13 protein-coding genes and 1 riboswitch are annotated in these 18549 nt (G+C 34.4%); of the genes, 10 read left to right on the plus strand and 3 right to left on the minus strand.

All coding sequences use genetic code 11. The annotated features are described in order from the left end of the window. The first annotated feature begins 358 nt into the window (after positions 1 to 358). Both accD and rodA read left to right on the plus strand, forming a co-directional pair. Positions 359 to 1201 carry an acetyl-CoA carboxylase, carboxyltransferase subunit beta gene (gene accD, locus HGP29_RS02805; protein ID WP_168880791.1) on the plus strand — a complete coding sequence of 281 codons (843 nt, stop codon included), beginning with the start codon at positions 359 to 361 and terminating at the stop codon, positions 1199 to 1201. A 157-nt stretch (positions 1202 to 1358) separates the two neighbouring features. Next, a complete protein-coding gene (rodA, locus tag HGP29_RS02810) occupies positions 1359 to 2636 on the plus strand; it encodes a rod shape-determining protein RodA (RefSeq protein ID WP_168880792.1) in 1278 nt (425 codons plus the stop codon). Positions 2637 to 2702: 66 nt separating this feature from the next. Here rodA and HGP29_RS02815 read toward each other — a convergent pair whose 3' ends face one another. The 3 genes from HGP29_RS02815 to HGP29_RS02825 form a co-directional block, all read right to left on the minus strand. Beyond that, positions 2703 to 5099: a patatin-like phospholipase family protein gene (locus HGP29_RS02815; protein ID WP_168880793.1), complete on the minus strand. Its 2397-nt coding sequence runs from the start codon at positions 5097 to 5099 to the stop codon at positions 2703 to 2705. Between the two features lie 70 nt (positions 5100 to 5169). Then, complete coding sequence (metK, locus tag HGP29_RS02820) at positions 5170 to 6453, minus strand: methionine adenosyltransferase (RefSeq protein WP_168880794.1); 1284 nt, start codon at positions 6451 to 6453, stop codon at positions 5170 to 5172. A 23-nt stretch (positions 6454 to 6476) separates the two neighbouring features. Next, positions 6477 to 7058 (minus strand): hypothetical protein, encoded by a 582-nt coding sequence (locus HGP29_RS02825; RefSeq protein WP_168880795.1) that lies wholly within the window; start codon positions 7056 to 7058, stop codon positions 6477 to 6479. Positions 7059 to 7240: 182 nt separating this feature from the next. Beyond that, a riboswitch (SAM riboswitch) is annotated at positions 7241 to 7350 on the minus strand. A 209-nt stretch (positions 7351 to 7559) separates the two neighbouring features. On the opposite strand from HGP29_RS02825, the gene HGP29_RS02830 reads away from it, so the two are divergent. The 8 genes from HGP29_RS02830 (at position 7560) to HGP29_RS02865 (ending at position 18519) form a co-directional block, all read left to right on the plus strand. Then, positions 7560 to 10016, plus strand: a complete 2457-nt coding sequence (locus HGP29_RS02830) for a TonB-dependent receptor domain-containing protein (RefSeq protein WP_168880796.1) — start codon at positions 7560 to 7562, stop codon at positions 10014 to 10016. A gap of 87 nt (positions 10017 to 10103) precedes the next feature. Further along, positions 10104 to 10784, plus strand: coding sequence for a response regulator transcription factor (locus HGP29_RS02835; protein ID WP_168880797.1), 681 nt, complete (start codon positions 10104 to 10106; stop codon positions 10782 to 10784). A gap of 4 nt (positions 10785 to 10788) precedes the next feature. After that, a complete protein-coding gene (locus HGP29_RS02840) occupies positions 10789 to 12066 on the plus strand; it encodes a sensor histidine kinase (protein ID WP_168880798.1) in 1278 nt (425 codons plus the stop codon). A gap of 208 nt (positions 12067 to 12274) precedes the next feature. Beyond that, positions 12275 to 13735, plus strand: coding sequence for a M20 family peptidase (locus HGP29_RS02845; RefSeq protein ID WP_168880799.1), 1461 nt, complete (start codon positions 12275 to 12277; stop codon positions 13733 to 13735). Between the two features lie 31 nt (positions 13736 to 13766). After that, complete coding sequence (locus HGP29_RS02850) at positions 13767 to 16163, plus strand: DUF5686 family protein (protein ID WP_168880800.1); 2397 nt, start codon at positions 13767 to 13769, stop codon at positions 16161 to 16163. Positions 16164 to 16238: 75 nt separating this feature from the next. Beyond that, positions 16239 to 16829: a hypothetical protein gene (locus HGP29_RS02855; protein ID WP_168880801.1), complete on the plus strand. Its 591-nt coding sequence runs from the start codon at positions 16239 to 16241 to the stop codon at positions 16827 to 16829. 59 nt (positions 16830 to 16888) lie between these two features. Next, entirely contained in the window at positions 16889 to 17659 is a 771-nt protein-coding gene (locus tag HGP29_RS02860; RefSeq protein ID WP_168880802.1) for an MBL fold metallo-hydrolase, read from the plus strand. Next, a complete protein-coding gene (locus tag HGP29_RS02865; RefSeq protein ID WP_168880803.1) occupies positions 17656 to 18519 on the plus strand; it encodes a DUF1295 domain-containing protein in 864 nt (287 codons plus the stop codon). The genes HGP29_RS02860 and HGP29_RS02865 overlap by 4 nt, the downstream gene beginning before the upstream one ends. The last annotated feature ends 30 nt before the right edge of the window (positions 18520 to 18549 follow it).

Genomic DNA, 18549 nt, shown 5'->3' on the forward strand with positions numbered 1-18549 from the left:
ACATCTCGTGCGATCATTAGCGTCACAAATATACAACTTCATATTCTATCATGGTAGTGCAATTTTGGTGACTTTAGTAATGTTAATAGGTGTACTTTTGTCAATTTTTAATTTAATTTTTCACCATTTCAATAAGGTTATTAAATATTTATAATTATTTAGCTTTTACATTCTCTCTTGAAAAACAATACCTTGAACACAGTTTTTTTGATAAAATTCCGTAAAATCTCAATAAATTATTATGCAAACATACCTTTAAACTTTTTATCTGAATTCTTAATGAATATCTTTACGATCCAATTACGCATAAGTTTTATGTGTATTAATGTATAATTTCGATACAAGTTTAGTTTTTCCTATGGCTTGGTTTAAAAGAAAGGAACAGGGGATCCAAACCCCAACTTCAGAAAAGAAAGATTCACCAGACGGTCTTTGGTATAAAACAAACCAAGGCAAGATCATACATATGCAGGAGTTACGTGAGAACGCTTACGTTTGTCCTGATGATGAATTCCATGTACGTATTGGTTCAAAAGAATATTTTGAGATTATTTTTGATGATAACAAGTTCACAGAGTTAGATGAAAATATGACTTCTGGTAATCCATTATCATTTAAAGATAGCAAGTCGTACGAAGATAGAATTGCTGCTTCTCAGAAGAAATCTGATTTAAAAGATGCTTGTAGAACAGTATATGGTAAGGTAAATGATGTCGACTTAGTAGTAAGTTGTATGGACTTTAGCTTTATTGGCGGTTCTATGGGTTCTGTAGTAGGTGAAAAAATCGCAAGAGGAATTGACTACGCATTAGAAAACAAGTTACCATTCATGATGATTTCAAAATCTGGTGGTGCTCGTATGATGGAAGCAGGTTTCTCATTAATGCAAATGGCAAAAACATCTGCTAAATTAGCTTTATTAGAAGAAGCAGGTTTACCATATATCTCTTTATTAACAGACCCTACAACTGGTGGTGTAACAGCTTCTTATGCGATGTTGGGTGATATTAATATTGCTGAACCTGGTGCTTTAATTGGTTTTGCAGGTCCTCGTGTAATTAGAGAAACTATTGGTAAAGATTTACCAAAAGGATTCCAATCTGCAGAGTTCTTACAAGAGCATGGTTTTGTTGATATGATTGTCAACAGAAGAGAACTGAAGAGAAAATTAACGACAATCTTGAAGATGCTTCAAAATTAATCGTTAAAACTATTTATATTGAAGTCCTTAGAATTGCATAATACATTCTAAGGACTTTTTTTTGTAAAAACCTTTTTGTTCATGACTATCTTATCAATTTTAAGATAGTAGTACGAGCAGATTTGCTCAATTATCATATATCCCCTAAGAAAATAAAATGCGTCAGGTTACCGGAAGAAGAAATATAGACTGGTTAACAGTATTTCTTTACATCATCATGGTTATTGTTGGATGGTTGAATATTTATGCAGCTGTTTATCAACCAGATGCCCCTACAAGTATTTTTTCATTGAGTCTAAACTCTGGAAAACAATTAATGTGGATAGGAGGTGCCTCTCTGATAGCTTTCGTGATTATGATGGTTGACTTTAAGCTTTTTAGCACTTTAGCCTATCCTATATTTATAGTCACATTATTGGCATTATTAGGTGTTTTAGTAATTGGTCACTCTGCCGGGGGTAATACATCTTGGTTTAAAATAGGCTTTATCCGTATCCAGCCATCAGAATTTGCGAAGTATGCACTGGCATTAGCTTTAGCAAAATACATTGATGATCCTACTGTTCGTTTAGATAAATGGCGTTATTTGATAATGGCTTTTATTATTATCCTTATCCCATTTTCACTAGTTATGTTACAGAAAGATACAGGATCAGCCATGGTATTTGCAGCATTTTTCTTCATGTTGTACAGAGAAGGGATGCCTGCATGGATTATGGTTTTAGGACTTTGGATGGTGTTTTTATTTGTCACAGCCTTAGTGTCTACCACTTTGGTGGCAGGTGGAATATTAGGAGGAATGGTAATTATTGCAGTCATCTATATTGTTTACAATAAGCGACCTAAATCCATGATATTTATTGTCGTCGGGATAGGAACTTTATCTTTCCTATTTACAGAAGGTATCGATTATATTCTCTACGACATCATGCGACCTCACCAAAGAAAAAGAATTGAAGTTTTGGTGAATCCTAATATTGATCCTTTGGGAGTAGGGTATCAAGTTACTCAATCGAAGATTGCCATTGGTTCTGGTGGTGTTGCTGGGAAAGGATTTCTAGAAGGGACTCAAACAAAATTCAACTTCGTTCCAGAACAATCCACTGACTTTATTTTCTGTACGATTGGAGAAGAACATGGATGGATAGGTAGTTTGGTAACTATTGGACTTTTTGCCGCGTTAATTATTCGCTTAATTATGTTGGCAGAACGGCAAAAATCTAGATTTGCCAGAGTATATGGGTATTGTGTCTCCTGTGTATTCTTCATACACTTTATGATTAATATGGGAATGACAATAGGAATTTTTCCTGTAATTGGTATCCCGTTACCGTTCTTTAGTTATGGTGGTTCATCACTTTGGGCATTTACAATGATGCTATTTACATTTATCAAATTGGATAGTCATAGAACACAAATGCTAGCAAGAAACTAGTTGTTAAATATAAAAAAAGAGGCTGTATTCTTATTGTAGAATACAGCCTCTTTTTTTGGAGTTAGGTTATTTTTCTAAAGCCTTCTCATGATATAAAAGAATACCAATATTGAATAAGAACATTAGATTGTAATCTTCTTCATTATAATGATTCACCGAAAAACTTACAGGACCGATTGGACTGGTATAAACGATAGAGCCAGCTAATGCATAATCCATTGTACTTGGTTTAAAGAAACTATTCTTTGTTGTATTCGGGAAAATAGTGCTGCTATTGGCGTACTTTACATCTGTAGTAAAGAAATGCCCCTCTAAAAACAAGTTCAGATTTGGAGTGAAAAAGCTCTTAATTAATTTGAGACCACCTGCAAAAAACCTTGGACCTCTAAATCCATGTGTAAATAAGGACCTAGAATCTAGTAACGGATAGTATGCAGGAGCATTAGCAAGAGAAGTCGTAGTAGTAATTGAAGCCTCATAATTTGACCAAAGTGCATGCCCACGAACACCTAAAGTAAACCATTTCATAGGGAAGTATTGTTCATACTGAGCTTGAATTGTATACCAATCTTGAGATGTTTTTCCTTGGTAAGGTTCATCTATATAGATATTAAAATCACTATCTCCCCAAATATATTTTCCAGAAACTTTAAAATGTCTACCCGTAGTTGCAAAAGTTTTTCTATTCAATGAATTGGCTTCCCAAGCTACACCGGTTGTCCAACCTTCTAGTTTTTGTGAACCAACTAAGTCAATTCCGACTTGACTGTTATTTGAATCGAGGTCAATTAATACGATTTGATCATAACTATCTTTGTTCCAGAAATAGCCACCAAAGCCAATTAGTTTTGTCTTTCTACTTGTGGGAAATGACATTTTTCCACCCGCATAATTGTCAGCCCTATAAATGGATAGGTTTTCTTGAGGTTGAAAAATAAGTTCTTTGGCATTTCCATAATTCCACCTGTTAAGCACATATTCAGCACCTAGTGAAAAGGGAAGTTCTCTTGCATAAAGAGATTCTACTTCTGCTTTTATTGAGCTGTAAAAAGTACCTGCCATTGCTGATACTCTTACGGTATTTAATGACTTAGTAAATACGTTAAATTGCCCGTTGAGGTAAAATTGTCCAATACTCCTTGATGCAATATTACCACCAACACCTAGTTTAAACTTTTTATTAGGGGTTACATCTATCAATAAACTTGGTGTATTGTCAATACTGTCATATAGAAACTGAGCATCAACATTAGAAAAGTAATTATTGGAAAGTAACATGCTATATCCATCATAAAGTTCATTGATAGACGATTGTTTACGTCTTTTAGGCTTTACAATGTTTCTTACAAAAACTCTTTGTCCAAAAGTTAGATTATCTCCTAACTCTACTCTTGTGATAATTTCTTCATCAGGGTCAAAAAGAGCATCAAAGTTACTGTCTTTAGGTTTTACTTTTGGTTGATTATGTCCGTAGAGATCAACTACAGAGTCTATCATTGTTCTTGCATAACGATCACCAATAGCTAGAAGTGAATCAACAGGAGTAAAATCAGCAGCAGAATAATCATCTACAGGTACTCCAAGAAATATATCTCTTTCAGGATCCAATTCTTTAGGGTATACATTGTTCATAACGATGTATTTGAGGATATTTCCCTTAATTAATTCTTCATCATTTTCAGGATATTTCGCAAGCATATCATGTGCTCCTAGGTTGACGGCAATAACCATGTCAGGGTTAAACTCCTCTTTCATGACATCAACAGGGATATTATTATATATACCACCGTCGTATAAATATTTTCCATCGATTTTAACTGGCCTAAAAACAAGAGGAACAGCCATCGAAGCTCTGACAGCTTTTTCTAATGGCCCATGATCAATTACAATAGCTTTTCTTTCAAATACATCTGCAGCTACAGCTCTAAAAGGAATATCTAAGTTGTCAAAGTCGTAATTTATTTCTTTGGATTTTTTATAGAGTCTTGCAGATAGATTATAGTTTAATAATCCATCTGGCACTATAGTCGGATTCCATGAGAAACCATAAATTGAGTCTAGTTCTATATTGAAATTGATCCATTCGGCACCTCTGGATTGTCTTCCAAAATAATATTGATCTTCAGTATTGACTTTACCGTTGACCCAGTCTTGAAATTCAGGGTCACTCAATATCGTGATCATCTCATCGGTAGTGTAACCTGCAGCATAAAATCCGCCAACAATAGCACCCATCGATGTACCTGTGATATAGTCGATAGGGATTCCATATTCTTCCAATACTTTTATGACAGTGATATGAGCAATACCTTTTGCTCCACCACCGCTTAGTACAAGTCCAACAGTTTTTCGGTTTTTAACTTCTTGTTTAAACTCTGAATGGTTATCGGTAATATTTTGTGCCCAACAGAAAAGAGATTGAAAACTAAAAATTAATATGAATAGTATTTGTAAAGTACGCATAATAAAAAAATCCTTGTTGATTTGAAATTACCAACAAGGATTCAGAAAAAATACTTTTTACATAAAAATATTAGATACCAAATGCAGATTTAATCTTATCTACATAGTCTAATTTTTCCCATGTAAAGAATTCTACTTCTTTATTTTCAAGTTTTGTTGTCGTTACTTTTTGACCATTGCTTTCTACAATATCTTTCACTTCAACTTCAACTTCTTTTTTATAAGGTTTTTGTCCCATGTGACCGTAAGCGGCTGTTGGAGCAAAAATAGGGTTTGTTAATCCTAAGCGATCAACAATAGCTTTAGGTCTCATATCGAAGATTTCTTCGATTTTCTTAGAGATTTCAGCATCAGTTAAATCCACTTTAGCAGTACCATAAGTCGTTACATTCAATGATACCGGGTGAGAAACACCAATTGCATAGGCAACTTGTACTAATGCTTCATCTGCGATACCTGCAGCTACTAAGTTTTTAGCGATATGTCTTGATGCATAAGCAGCAGATCTATCTACTTTCGAAGGATCTTTACCAGAAAAAGCACCACCACCGTGAGCACCTTTACCACCGTAAGTATCTACAATGATTTTACGACCAGTTAATCCAGCATCACCATGAGGACCACCAATAACAAACTTACCTGTTGGGTTGATGTGGAAAATTGTATTTGCATCAATCAACTCTGCAGGGATAACTGTAGGGATAACATGCTTCTTCACATCTTCAGCGATTTGTGCTAATGCTTCATCGTCTGAAACTCCAGGGAATTCATCGTGTTGCGTTGAAACAACAATAGTATGAACTCTCAAAGGAGTATTGTCTTCATTATATTCGATGGTAACTTGAGCCTTAGCGTCAGGTCTTAAGTAACCGATTAATTCTGGTTCATGCTTACGGATTTCAGCTAATCTTTTCACTAAGCCATGAGAGAAAGCCAAAGCCATTGGCATATAGTCTTCAGTTTCAGTTGTCGCATAACCGAACATCATACCTTGGTCACCGGCACCTTGTTCTTTGTCGACACCTTCTCCAACATTTACACCTTGAGCGATGTCTGGAGATTGACTATGTAGAGCTACTTGTACACCACAAGAGTGTGCTGCGAAGTAGTAATCTTCTTTGTTATATCCGATTTTATCAATTGTTTCCCTTACAACGTCAGGGATTTCAACGTATGCTTTTGTAGTAACTTCACCTGCGATTACAGCTAATCCAGTAGTTACCATAGTTTCACAAGCCACGCGAGAGGCAGGGTCTTGCTTTAACATAGCATCTAGAATCGCGTCTGAAATTTGATCAGCGATTTTATCAGGATGTCCTTCTGAAACGGACTCGGATGTGAATAAATACGTCATATTTTATATTCTGTTCTTAGAATCTACTTGAATTTAACATCCCATTGTGTGATGAAGTCTACATTATCACTATTTGGGATTTTGCCTTTATATATGAGTTCGGTTGAGCCTAAACGCTCTATTTCGTATGATTTAACTGTTTTAATTTCTCGGTTTAACATCCAGTGAAAACTATAATTTGCAGAGTCGATATGCTGAGTCATAATCGTATTGGCATCCGAAGATGATGGCATATGTTCTGTAATAAGCGTTTTCCAATCGACATTTCGTATCCATTCGGCCTTTCTTTTTTTCATTTTCAAAAAAGTGTCCTCATTTTTTTTGGCTCTGTCCAATTTTGATAGTGCACTATTTAAGGCATGGATGTCAACAAAGGCGAACCTAATTCCTAATTTCCAATGTGTAGTATCGATCACTGATCTACTATCATACACACCGGGAACGTTATCAAGTTCTTCTGCAATGAGCATCAAAGGTTTCTTAAATTGACTGGGTTGGAAAATGCTATTGCCCTCTGCATTTTTATAAGCAGACACAATATTTAGCAACTCTTTACTTTGTGAAAAATCAAACGTAAAAGAATAGTTTCCTTTTCCGTCTTCCATAATCTGAAGCTGCTCCTGTAATTCAAAGCAGCTAGTAAATACTGTTGATAAAATAATAATACAACAGTTGAGATAAATATTCCTAAAAGCCAATCAGTCTAAGATTAAATGTTAACCCAAGTACTTATCAATTTTAGACATTGTACTGATAGACAGTACTTAATGAAATTTTTCTGGAGATAAACTCATCTTTTCTCGAACACCTTCGAGTTGGGAGTTAGCACCTTGCTTTGAGGAGCGCAGGTTGCCAAGACTTCATTGGGCCCAATCCCTCTGCCTTTCTTGATAAGTAATGCGATGCAAATATAGATAATTGGTTTAAAGATCAATAGATTTCATGCTTTATTTTTTTTCAAATTTTATTAACACTGTAATCTAATATACTCACAAAGAGTGGAATAAATCGAATTTTTTTCAAAAAAAATAAAACTACAATTTTCTTCAGATTTGCTACAGATTTGAAATCTACTTTTGTGATATCATTTAAATTCGACTCAATTCATGTTCAGAAAAACTTCCACATTAATCGCATTTATAACTTTCATTATTGTTTCAGCAGCATATGCCAACGACCCAATTAAAAAAGGTATTATTCTAGGTAAGGTAAAAGAAGCAGGTAGTAATGTACCTGTAGAATATGCTACTGTAAGTATTTTTGATCAAGCATCACATACACTTATTGGAGGAACAGTAACGAACCTTGAAGGTATGTTTGTTGTGAAAAATATTCCTGAAGGAATGTTTACCGTTGAAATCTCTTTTATCGGTTTTCAGAAGAATATTATTGATGGTGTTGAAATAGGTAAACCCAATTATAAAGCAAACTTAGGAGAAGTGGAGTTGTCTACAGATGCAGAAGTTTTAGACGCTGTTGAAGTAGTAGGTACTCAAAATTCTGTGACTTATGATATCGATAAGAAAGTAGTTAATGTAGGAACTCAGTTTGCCGCAATGTCAGGAACAGCAGTAGATATCTTAGAAAATATTCCTTCAGTTACTGTAGATGGTGATGGTAATGTGAGTTTAAGAGGTAGTTCTGGATTTACTGTTTTAATTGATGGTAGACCTTCAGTATTAGATGCTTCTGAGGCATTACAACAAATTCCTGCTAGTACAATTGAAAATATAGAGTTGATTACAAACCCTTCTGCAAAGTATGATCCCGATGGTACTGCTGGTATTATCAACATCATTACAAAGAAAAATAAGTTAGAAGGTGTAAATGGTGTAGCCAACTTTAATGTGGGTAGGTATGGAAGAATTGGTGGAGACTTCTTACTAAACTTCAGAAAGAAGAAATGGAACTACTATATCGGAGCTAATTACAATAAGAGACCAGGTCCGGGTAGCTATAAATCTGAACGTAGAACTACTACAAATGATACCACTTCTTATGTGATTTCTGATGGAGAAAGAGAACGTACTTTTGAAGTAATGGGTATTCAAGCGGGTGCTGAATATTCTATTTCGGATAATGATTTCATTAAACTATCTGGTAGAGTTGGTGATTTTAAAATGTATGGTGGGATGGATGCGAATTTCTATGAATACCAACAAATTGGAGGAAGTGACCAACCGATCAACGAGACGGAATATATTTCTAGTGAATACTGGCAAAGAGGTGGTTTATACTACAGTGCAAACTTAGCTTATCAACATAAATTCAAAGATAAAAAAGGACATACTTTAGATGCTATGGTAGATTATGGCGGTAGAGATATGACCGAAAGCTCAATCAATGAGTTGTATCCAAAAGATGCAAGCGGAGTGATAGCAGAAAACCCAGCTTCAGGCCAGAGGTCTACAGAAATTGGCCCTGGAGGAAGATTAAGAGCTAAAATAGATTATACGTTGCCTATCGGAAAAACAGACAAGTTTGAAGCAGGATGGCAAACAAGATGGAACAAATCACAAGATATTAACGAGGTATATAATTATGATGTGTCGACTGGTGACTATGTCTTTGCACCAGACTATAGCTTTACTACCAACTACACGCAAACAATCCACTCACTTTACGGTATGTATGCCGGTAAGGTAGGTAACTTTGGTTATCAGGGTGGATTGCGAGCGGAGTATACAGGCCGAAACATCAACCTTGAAGGAACTGAAGAGGACTATCCTGTAGATCAGTGGAATGTTTTCCCAACGATTCACCTATCTTATGGATTACCAAAAGAAGACCAATTGATGTTGAGTTACTCTCGAAGAATTGAAAGACCAAGAGGATATTACTTAGAGCCTTTCGTTACTTGGCAAGATGCCTTTAACGTACGTAGAGGTAACCCAGCTTTATTACCGGAAAACATTGATTCATTTGATTTTGGTTATTTAAAAGGATTAGGAGAAAAAGCTACTTTATCTTTTGATGCTTACTATAGAATGACACAAAACAAAATTGAAAGAGTTCAGAGTGTTTGGTCTGAAGGTGTTATTTTACATACTTATGAGAACGTAGGAACTGATTACGCTTTAGGTTTTGAACTTTCATTAAACTATAATCCTGTAAAATGGTGGACCATTGATTTAATGGGCAACTTATATGATTACAGAGTAGAAGGTGAATTGGAGGGACAGAGTTTTGATCGCCAAAGCTTAAACTGGAGTAGCCGTTTTAACAACACATTCAGATTGACAAAACAAACTCAATTGCAAATCAATAGTAGATATACTGGACCTACTGTAACTGCTCAAGGAGAAAATGAAGGGTACTATATGATGACTGCTGCTTTAAAGCACAATATGATGAAAAAGAAGTTGACCATTACAGCTTCAATGAACGATGTATTGGGGACAGCAGTAAGAAAAAGTACTTCAGAGGGTGTCGGTTTTAATAATTATACTGAAGATTTTAGATATGCTCAGTATTTTACTATGACATTCACTTATAGATTGAATAACTTTAAGCCATCGAGAAGAGGACCTTCAGGTGGTGGAGGTGGAATGGATGACTTCTAGAGACATCCTCTCCTGAATAAAAATATGCATTGAGTAGCCATAGCTTGCAAAAAGTAATATGGCTACTCTTTATTGATATTAGTGATTATGAAACTGTTATTGATCGAAGACAATCATTTATTAGCTGAAGATATATTAGCCAATCTAAAAGATCAGAGTATCGGTGTAGAACATGTCTCTACTTTAACTGATGCTAGAGAAAAAATAGGTGTTTACGCCTATGATATCTTAGTGGTCGACTTAGGCTTACCTGACGGTAATGGTTTGGATGTAGTCAGGTTAATAAAAGAAGTGGATGCCAATGCAGGAGTATTAATCGTTACGGCAAGGGATAGTGTAGACGATAAAGTAACAGGTCTTGAATTAGGTGCTGATGATTACATCACAAAGCCCTTCCACATGGCCGAATTGATTGCAAGGGTTCGTTCATTATTCAGACGAAAAAAGTTAAAAGGAAGTAATGTTATTGAGGTAAATGAACTAAAAGTGGATATCTCTTTATCAACAGTTTCTATCAATGATCAAATCATAGAAATGACAAAAAAAGAATATGATTTATTATTGTACTTCCTTTATAACAGAGAGAAGATGCTGACAAAAGAAAATATAGCAGAACATCTCTGGGGAGATCATATTGATCAAGCCGATAGTTTTGATTTTATTTATACTCATATTAAGAACTTAAGGAAAAAGTTACAGAAGGGAGGAGCCAAAGATTATATCAAATCAGTCTATGGCATGGGGTATAAATTTTCTACTAGCAAATAAATCTATGCAAAGTAAAAGAACTTTTAATTTACTATCACGAATCACCTTCTTTTACCTCATTTTCACTTTTGTGGTATTTTATTTTAATGCTAAACTACTGACAAAAGAAGCGGATGAATTTATCGATTCAGACTTAAATAGAAGATTTGGTTGGATTGAAGGAAGAGTGGAACATCACCTGAAAAAAGGTAGATCTATAGATTCACTTATCGGAGGAAGTGTATCCAATATTCAGGAGATTTCATCTCATTGTAAAAAGACGGATTATCCAATTACGGAAGATATCACTATTTATCATCCTGAAATTGAACGTAATTTAATTCATAGACGTAAAGTGGTCTTGGTTGAAGCTAATGGAAAATTTTATCGAGTATCTATGGATAAGGAAGTTCAAAATTACTATTACTTCCGAGATGATATTTTCGAATACCTTATCCCTTCTTTTATTGTACTCGTCATATTAATTGTAGCTTTTAATGTACTTCTACAAGGGTATTTCTTAAGACCTTTCAGAAGGATATTAGAAGCAATGCAAAACTTTAAAGTGGGAGGTTCAAAAGAAGTGGAGAAAGTATCTACAACAACCAAAGAGTTTGTAGATATGCAAGACTTGTTCACAAATATGATCGAAAGAATCGATGCGGATTATAACCACTTGAAAGAATATACAGAGGATGTAGCACATGAGATACAAACTCCTTTGGCAATAATTCGTAATAAATCAGAGTCACTTTTATTTTCTGAAAAGCTTGAAGAGGAAGATGCAAAGATGATCAAAACGATTTATGATGAAGCGAACCACCTGTCAAAATTAGGTACTACTCTGAACTTGATTACTAAAATTGAGAATGGTGAATTTACAGATATCAAGACACTGTATACCATTGAAGAAATTAGGAATCAGGTGGAGGCTGTAGAGGAATTAGCTCAGTTGAAATCGTTATCTATTGAGATGAAATTAGATGAAGAACATGCTTTAAATATAGATCCTTATCTGTTTGATATTATTCTTAAAAATTTATTGAAAAATGCCATCAGATATGGTACAGCTGAAGGACCAATAAAGATTGAAACAACTTCAACAGAGTTTCGCATAAGTAATTATGGAGCTCCTTTGAATATATCAAAAGACCAACTTTTTAAACGATTTGTAAAAGGGTCGGAAAGTGCTCAGTCTTTGGGCTTAGGTTTGGCTTTAGTGGCTAAGATATGCTCTGTTAGTGGACTGAAAATTTCGTACGGATACGAAAGAAAGCAGCATGTATTTCTATTAAAAAAGTAGATATTACAATTATTTAAAATGATTACCTTATCTTTAGGAGTTAAAGATTAAAACCATAAAGATTTTACATACCAATTCGAATTATCCAACTTTCATTAAAAGCGTTGCTTCGGTAACGCTTTTTTATTTTATAAATACTTAAAAATTAAATACAACTTACTATCTTAATATCACCAAAAGAAAACTTTATAAACTCTACACTTCAAAAATGAAAAGGCTTTTAGGAATTATCCTCGGATCACTAGCTATCGCTTTAGTTTATATTCTTGCAAACTTATTGTTGTTCTCATCAAAACAATCTGACATAGAAAAAATTGCTCCGATTAAGGTGACCAATGCAGCACCTCAGCATTTATCTGATGCGATAAAAATCAAAACGATATCGTACGATGATCCAGCTATGATTGATACAGCATCATTTCATCAGTTTATAGAATTACTGTATGAAAAATACCCTGTAGCTTTTGGTAAGATGGAGTATACTTTTTTGGGTGGAATGACCATGTTATTCAAATGGCAGGGAAAAAGAACAGATTTGAAACCCATGATCTTAATGTCACATTATGATGTGGTTCCAGTACCGGAAGCAAATTTAAGTGAATGGAAAGAACCACCATTTAGTGGATTAATTAAGAATGGAGAAATTTGGGGTAGAGGAGCTATTGATGACAAAGTGGGAGTGATTGGTATTATGGAAGCGGTAGAAATGCTTATTAGCTCAGGGTTTCAGCCAGATAGAACAGTGTATTTATCTTTTGGTCATGACGAAGAAATAATGGGAATTAATGGTGCAAAACAAGTTGCTCATTATCTTAAACAAAAAGGGGTGAAAGCTGAATTTGTCTTGGATGAAGGAGGTTATATCACCCAAGGCTTGGTACCAGGAATGCAGAAAGATGTAGCACTTATTGGTACTACAGAGAAGGGGTTTGTTACCTTAGAATTAAATGTTGACGTTGAAGGTGGACATGCTTCAATGCCTAAAAAAGAAACTGCTATAGATGTTTTAAGCAAAGCGATTGGTAAGATTAATGAAAACCCTTTCCCTTCATATATTTCAAAACCACTTAATGATTTTATTGATTATGTTGGCCCAGAAATGCCGCTAGGTTTTAGGACTGTTTTTGCAAACGCAACTCTATTAGAGCCTGTATTGATGGCGGTGTATGAAAAAGCACCTTCGTCAAATGCATTGGTGAGAACAACAGTTGCACCAACAATTATTGAGGCAGGAGAGAAGAATAATGTTTTACCTACCTATGCTAGAGCAGTTTTAAATATTCGAATTTTACCAGAAGAGTCAGTAAATTCTGTACATGAAGATCTAAAAGAAGTAATTGATGATGAACGAGTGAAAATCAAGATTCTTGAAAAATCTGAACCAGCATCAATTTCTAATCCTGATCATCCAACTTATGTGATGTTGGATAAATCTATCAAACAGGTTTTTGGAGATATAGTAATTTCTCCTTATATCATGATTGCAGCTTCTGATTCTCGATATTTCTCAAAGGTGTCGGACCATATCTACAGATTTTGTCCTTTTAAACTAAACAAGCAAAATATTAAATCTTTTCATGGTATCAATGAGAAAATAGGTGTGGAAGAATTTAAAGATTGTGTTCGTTTTTACCATCAGTTAATAAAGAATGGTGCAACAGAAATGTAGCCGTTCTCTAAGGCCTATTATAAAAATATAATTGAAAAATAGTTTAATTACCGTCGTATTATTGATCATAACCATCTCAGGATTGGCTCAAAACACTTCAACTTTTCGGGGAAAAGTAATCGAAGACAAATCATTGCGTCCAGTTGGTTTTGTAAATATCAATCTAGTTAATAATGCAGATGGTACATCTACAGATGCTTTGGGTCGATTTTCTATTTCAGTCAATCAACAGGATATCATTGAACTATCTTGTTTGGGCTATTCAAATATGAAAATCAATTTAGATACAGTAGATCTAAATACGGAAGTATTAATAAAGCTATCCAAAAGCGTCACAGAGTTAGAGGAAGTAGTAATTGGTCGAAAAGGGTATGAAAACCCAGCTTGGGAAATTATTCGCTTAGCTATGGCCAATGCAGATGATCATAATTTCAAGAAAGCGAAAGATTTAAATTATCAATCTAAAATACTAACTCATATCTACATTGCGGATTTGGATTCCAATAATTTGGAACAACGTCTTGTTAATAAAGCAATGGATAGGATGGAAGCGATCAGTAAATTAGAAACTGATGATAAAGGAATGCCCATCATTCCAATTTATGCTTCCCATTCAGAACAAGATATCCATTACAATGGTTTGTCTGAAGATCGTGATATTACTAGTTATAAAGAATCCTTCTTGGGACCAGATTTTGAAGACCAGTTCAAGCAAGGATTGGATACAGAGAAGACCACAATCAATTTTTATCAACATTGGTTGCGATTTTTGAATTATGATTTTGTATCACCGCTAAACCCCACTTTCAAAAATTACTTTGATTTTGAATTAGTGACCTATGAAAAGGTAGATGAGGATTGGTGTTATAGAATCAATTACATTCCTAGAAGAGCCAATGATATGACTTTTGGTGGTACTGTTTGGATTACTGATGATGTAAAAAGTTTTGCTGTCAAAAAAATTACAGCGAATATCTCTAGAGAATCTCCTATTAACTTTATAGATAGTATCACTGTAGATCAAAAATTGGCTCCTTTGGATACTTCGAAAGTATGGGCACCTTACAACCAGAGAATTAGAATGTGGGTGGGAGGAAAACTTAATGAAAATTGGTCAAAATTTTTAGTGGATATAAAAACTGAAAATACATTTGAATCCACTCAAAAGATCCATTTTTCAGATGCAGATACTACCATTTTTGCAATGATAGACACTGTAAAGCAGATGCCTTCTGTAAAAGCAACATCTAAGGTAATCGATATGGTGGCTACAGGATATTACAGAATGGGAGGGTTCGATTTTGGTTCCTTATTAGCATTATATGCTCAGAACAACATAGAAGATCATCATATTCAAATAGGAGGAACAACCAATACCCAATGGTTTAAAAACTTTGTAGCAGGTGGGTATCTTGCATATGGAACAAAAGATGAAGAATGGAAATGGGGTATCTCTGGAAAATATGTTTTCAATGAAGAAAAATGGACTTATTTATATGCCCGAGCACAACATTCACTACAACGTTTAGGGGCAGGAATTACTTACCCTGGGCAACCTCCTTATCTATGGTTTCAGCAATTATGGGGCAATTATAGTTACCCTTATTACTTAGATGAATATAAAATTATAGGTAGTTCTTATATTGCAGAAGGGATACAATTAAGAGGACAGTTTACTTATAAAGATGAAAATTACTTTACAGGGTCTACTACAGATTCTTTAATCTTTGATCATATAAGAACTGCTGAAGTTGGAGGTTCAATTATCTTTGATTTTGGTAAACGTTATGTTACGAGTAGACATCTGAACAGATATGTTGCTGCAAACGGAAAGTATCCCACAATTACTTTATCTTATAATAGAGGTCTTCCTGATGTGTTGAATGTAACAGACAGTTATCATAAGGTGACTGCAAGTATGCAACATAGGTTTAAAATTGGGGCAATAGGACGAATGGATTATGTAGTGTCAGGAGGTTGGACACCTTCGACTGTACCCTTTCCATTATTGTTTGTTCATCGAGGAAATAATTTAAGGTATATCTATGACGGAAGTGCTTATAACCTAATGGATTTTGGTGAGTTTATGTCAGATAAATACGCTAGTTTAAGAGTATTTCATCATTTTGAAGGATTGTTTATGAATAGAATTCCAATGGTGAAAAAATGGAATGTGAAAACCTTTGTGGTAGGTAACTTATTGTGGGGAGGAGTATCTGATGAAAATCTAGAAAGAAATGTAAACCCGTGGGATGAAAATACCTCTTCTTTCGGAAGTTTAGATCCAAGTACACCATATGTAGAAGTTGGTGGAGGGATTGAAAATATATTTAGAATGGTAAAAGTTATGTTTATATACAGAGCGACATACCAAACAAATGAAAGTAGAAAGTATGGTGTTATGTTTGCGTTAACACCCGAGTTTTAGAATTGAAAATCAATTACATCTAATCAAAAAAATGTAACTTGATATATAATTACTAAAAACTAATTATAAATACTGATGCTATTTAAAAAACAACTTTCTCTCTTGTCAAAATCTGTAATCATTTACAGCGTTTTTAATCTAATACTCTTTGCATGTCAAAAAGATGTTGAGACCAGTACTTGTGTTGATGGAATGGATGAATACATTGTCTCGATTGATGATATAAAGTTAACTGTTGGTCAGCTTCAATTAGATGAAAATGAAGAGTATGCATTTACTGTAAATGAGGATGCCAATGCTGTAGAAATAGCACTAAACTTTAGTTCAGTTTTATCAGAAGTGAATGTCTTTAACTACACATATTCCTATATTAATTCAGCAATTGCTTCTCCAGGTCCAAGATTTATTAATGAACAACAAATTGAAGATATTATCATCAGTTCAACAGACGGAAATGATTTAACCAATGAATTTGTAGTTCAATCTGATTATAACCCTGAAAGAGTAAATATCGCTGAAAGTCTTGTCTCAGAATATACACATTTCTATTTAGAAGGTGATCATGAAAGGTACTTTTACTTTATTCCTAATGAAGGTGTTTCTTTAGAAGGAGTGAAGTTTTCAATAGAACTCAGTGATGGGACATTCTATAAGTTTGATATTTAAAATCTAAACAAAGCTACCTTAAGATCGTTATCTTCTTAGAATCATAAAAGCTCTCAATAATGATCAACTTACAACGACTGAATATGGATAACTCTTGGTTTCTTGAGTTTGATGGGCTACGCATTTTAGTGGACCCATGGCTCGAAGGTACTGAGGTTGATTTTTTTACATGGTTTAATACACAGTGGCATAGAACTGCGCCAGTTCCCTACAATGAATTACCTGCCTTTGATGTTGTCTTGATAACTCAGAAATATCCTGACCATTTTCATCATCAAACATTAGAAAAGCTACAACCTAAGTTGGTAATCGGACCAGATAGTATTCAGAAAGATCTAATGAAACTGCTACCTAATACGGAGTTTCATGCATTAAACAAAAAACAGACAAAAGTAAATGTCAAGGGAATTGATGTCCATTTCTTGCCTACAAGAAGGTGGATAGATCCTATATACGATGCAATAGTCTTAAGCAATGGCAATGAAAGTGTTTACTTTATGACGCATGGTTTTACATTGGACCAAGCGCATCAAGAGCAGTTGAAAGAAGTAGGAGATTGTTCATTATTAGTAACACCTTTTAATCTATACAAGTTACCTTTTTTCTTAGGAGGTGTAGTATCTCCAGGTATAAAAGGGGTCGAACATCTTTGTGAAACTATTCAACCTAAAGTTGTTGTTCCAACGCACGATGAAGACAAGTATGCTAAAGGCATAGTATCTAAATTTGCTAAAATTAAAAGAGCAACACCAAAAGAACTTAACAAATACACTTGGTTGAAAGACAGGTATCAAGCATTTTCTGACTATAAATTATCATCTATCTCATGAAACAAAAACAAAAAGATTTATTAGAAGTAACATTAATTTATTTAATAATAGGATTTGCGGGATTCTATACATATTTAGAGATAGATGTACGAGATACCGTATTTCGATTATTAGTATCAGACCTTGTGATGACAGTAATTTGCTATATTTTTTCAGTGTTCAAAAAGAATAGTAGCACTTATGATGCTTATTGGTCTGTGATACCTTTTTATATGTTGATATTCTATTTCTATGATTTTTCGGGAGCATCTTGGGGTATACCACAATGGATTTGTGCTTTTGTAATTAGTGCGTGGTCATGGAGATTGACATTAAGTTGGGCAAGAGGGTGGCCCGGTTGGAATCATGAAGATTTCAGATATGTCAATTTTAGAAATCAGTTTGGAAAGTTTTTTCAACCTATTAATTTTCTAGCGATTCATTTATATCCAACGTTAATAGTTTTTGCAAGTATGTGGGGAGTACTGTATGTATATAATGGAGCCACTTTAACAATACCGTATTTATTTTACCTTGGAGCTTTAACTTCTTTAATAGGAACTGGTTTTGAATATTTCGCAGATAATGAATTAGATAAATTTAGAAAGAGAGAAAACCCTAAAAAGGAAGATATTTTAAAAACTGGAATTTGGGCGAAGTCAAGAAACCCTAATTACTTAGGAGAAATGATGTTTTGGTTTGGTGTTGCAATGATGGGTGTATCATTTTCTGCACCATGGTATACAACTTTAGGGTCAATAGGAATGTGGGCCATGTTTATGTTTGCTTCAATTCCATTAAAAGATAAACAAATGATGAAAAATCGCCCAGAGGCGTTTATTGAATATAAAAAGGAGGTGTCAAGGGTACTTCCATTCTAATAAAAAAGGACTCCAAGAGAGTCCTTTTTT

The organism is Flammeovirga agarivorans (assembly GCF_012641475.1).
Classification (GTDB): domain Bacteria; phylum Bacteroidota; class Bacteroidia; order Cytophagales; family Flammeovirgaceae; genus Flammeovirga; species Flammeovirga agarivorans.

Coding starts and splice junctions, on each gene's coding strand:
- accD (WP_168880791.1), top strand. CDS start 359: ATGGCTTGGTTTAAAAGAAAGGAACAGGGGATCCAAACCCCAACTTCA.
- rodA (WP_168880792.1), top strand. CDS start 1,359: ATGCGTCAGGTTACCGGAAGAAGAAATATAGACTGGTTAACAGTATTT.
- HGP29_RS02815 (WP_168880793.1), bottom strand. CDS start 5,099: ATGCGTACTTTACAAATACTATTCATATTAATTTTTAGTTTTCAATCT.
- metK (WP_168880794.1), bottom strand. CDS start 6,453: ATGACGTATTTATTCACATCCGAGTCCGTTTCAGAAGGACATCCTGAT.
- HGP29_RS02825 (WP_168880795.1), bottom strand. CDS start 7,058: ATGGAAGACGGAAAAGGAAACTATTCTTTTACGTTTGATTTTTCACAA.
- HGP29_RS02830 (WP_168880796.1), top strand. CDS start 7,560: ATGTTCAGAAAAACTTCCACATTAATCGCATTTATAACTTTCATTATT.
- HGP29_RS02835 (WP_168880797.1), top strand. CDS start 10,104: ATGAAACTGTTATTGATCGAAGACAATCATTTATTAGCTGAAGATATA.
- HGP29_RS02840 (WP_168880798.1), top strand. CDS start 10,789: ATGCAAAGTAAAAGAACTTTTAATTTACTATCACGAATCACCTTCTTT.
- HGP29_RS02845 (WP_168880799.1), top strand. CDS start 12,275: ATGAAAAGGCTTTTAGGAATTATCCTCGGATCACTAGCTATCGCTTTA.
- HGP29_RS02855 (WP_168880801.1), top strand. CDS start 16,239: ATGCTATTTAAAAAACAACTTTCTCTCTTGTCAAAATCTGTAATCATT.
- HGP29_RS02860 (WP_168880802.1), top strand. CDS start 16,889: ATGATCAACTTACAACGACTGAATATGGATAACTCTTGGTTTCTTGAG.
- HGP29_RS02865 (WP_168880803.1), top strand. CDS start 17,656: ATGAAACAAAAACAAAAAGATTTATTAGAAGTAACATTAATTTATTTA.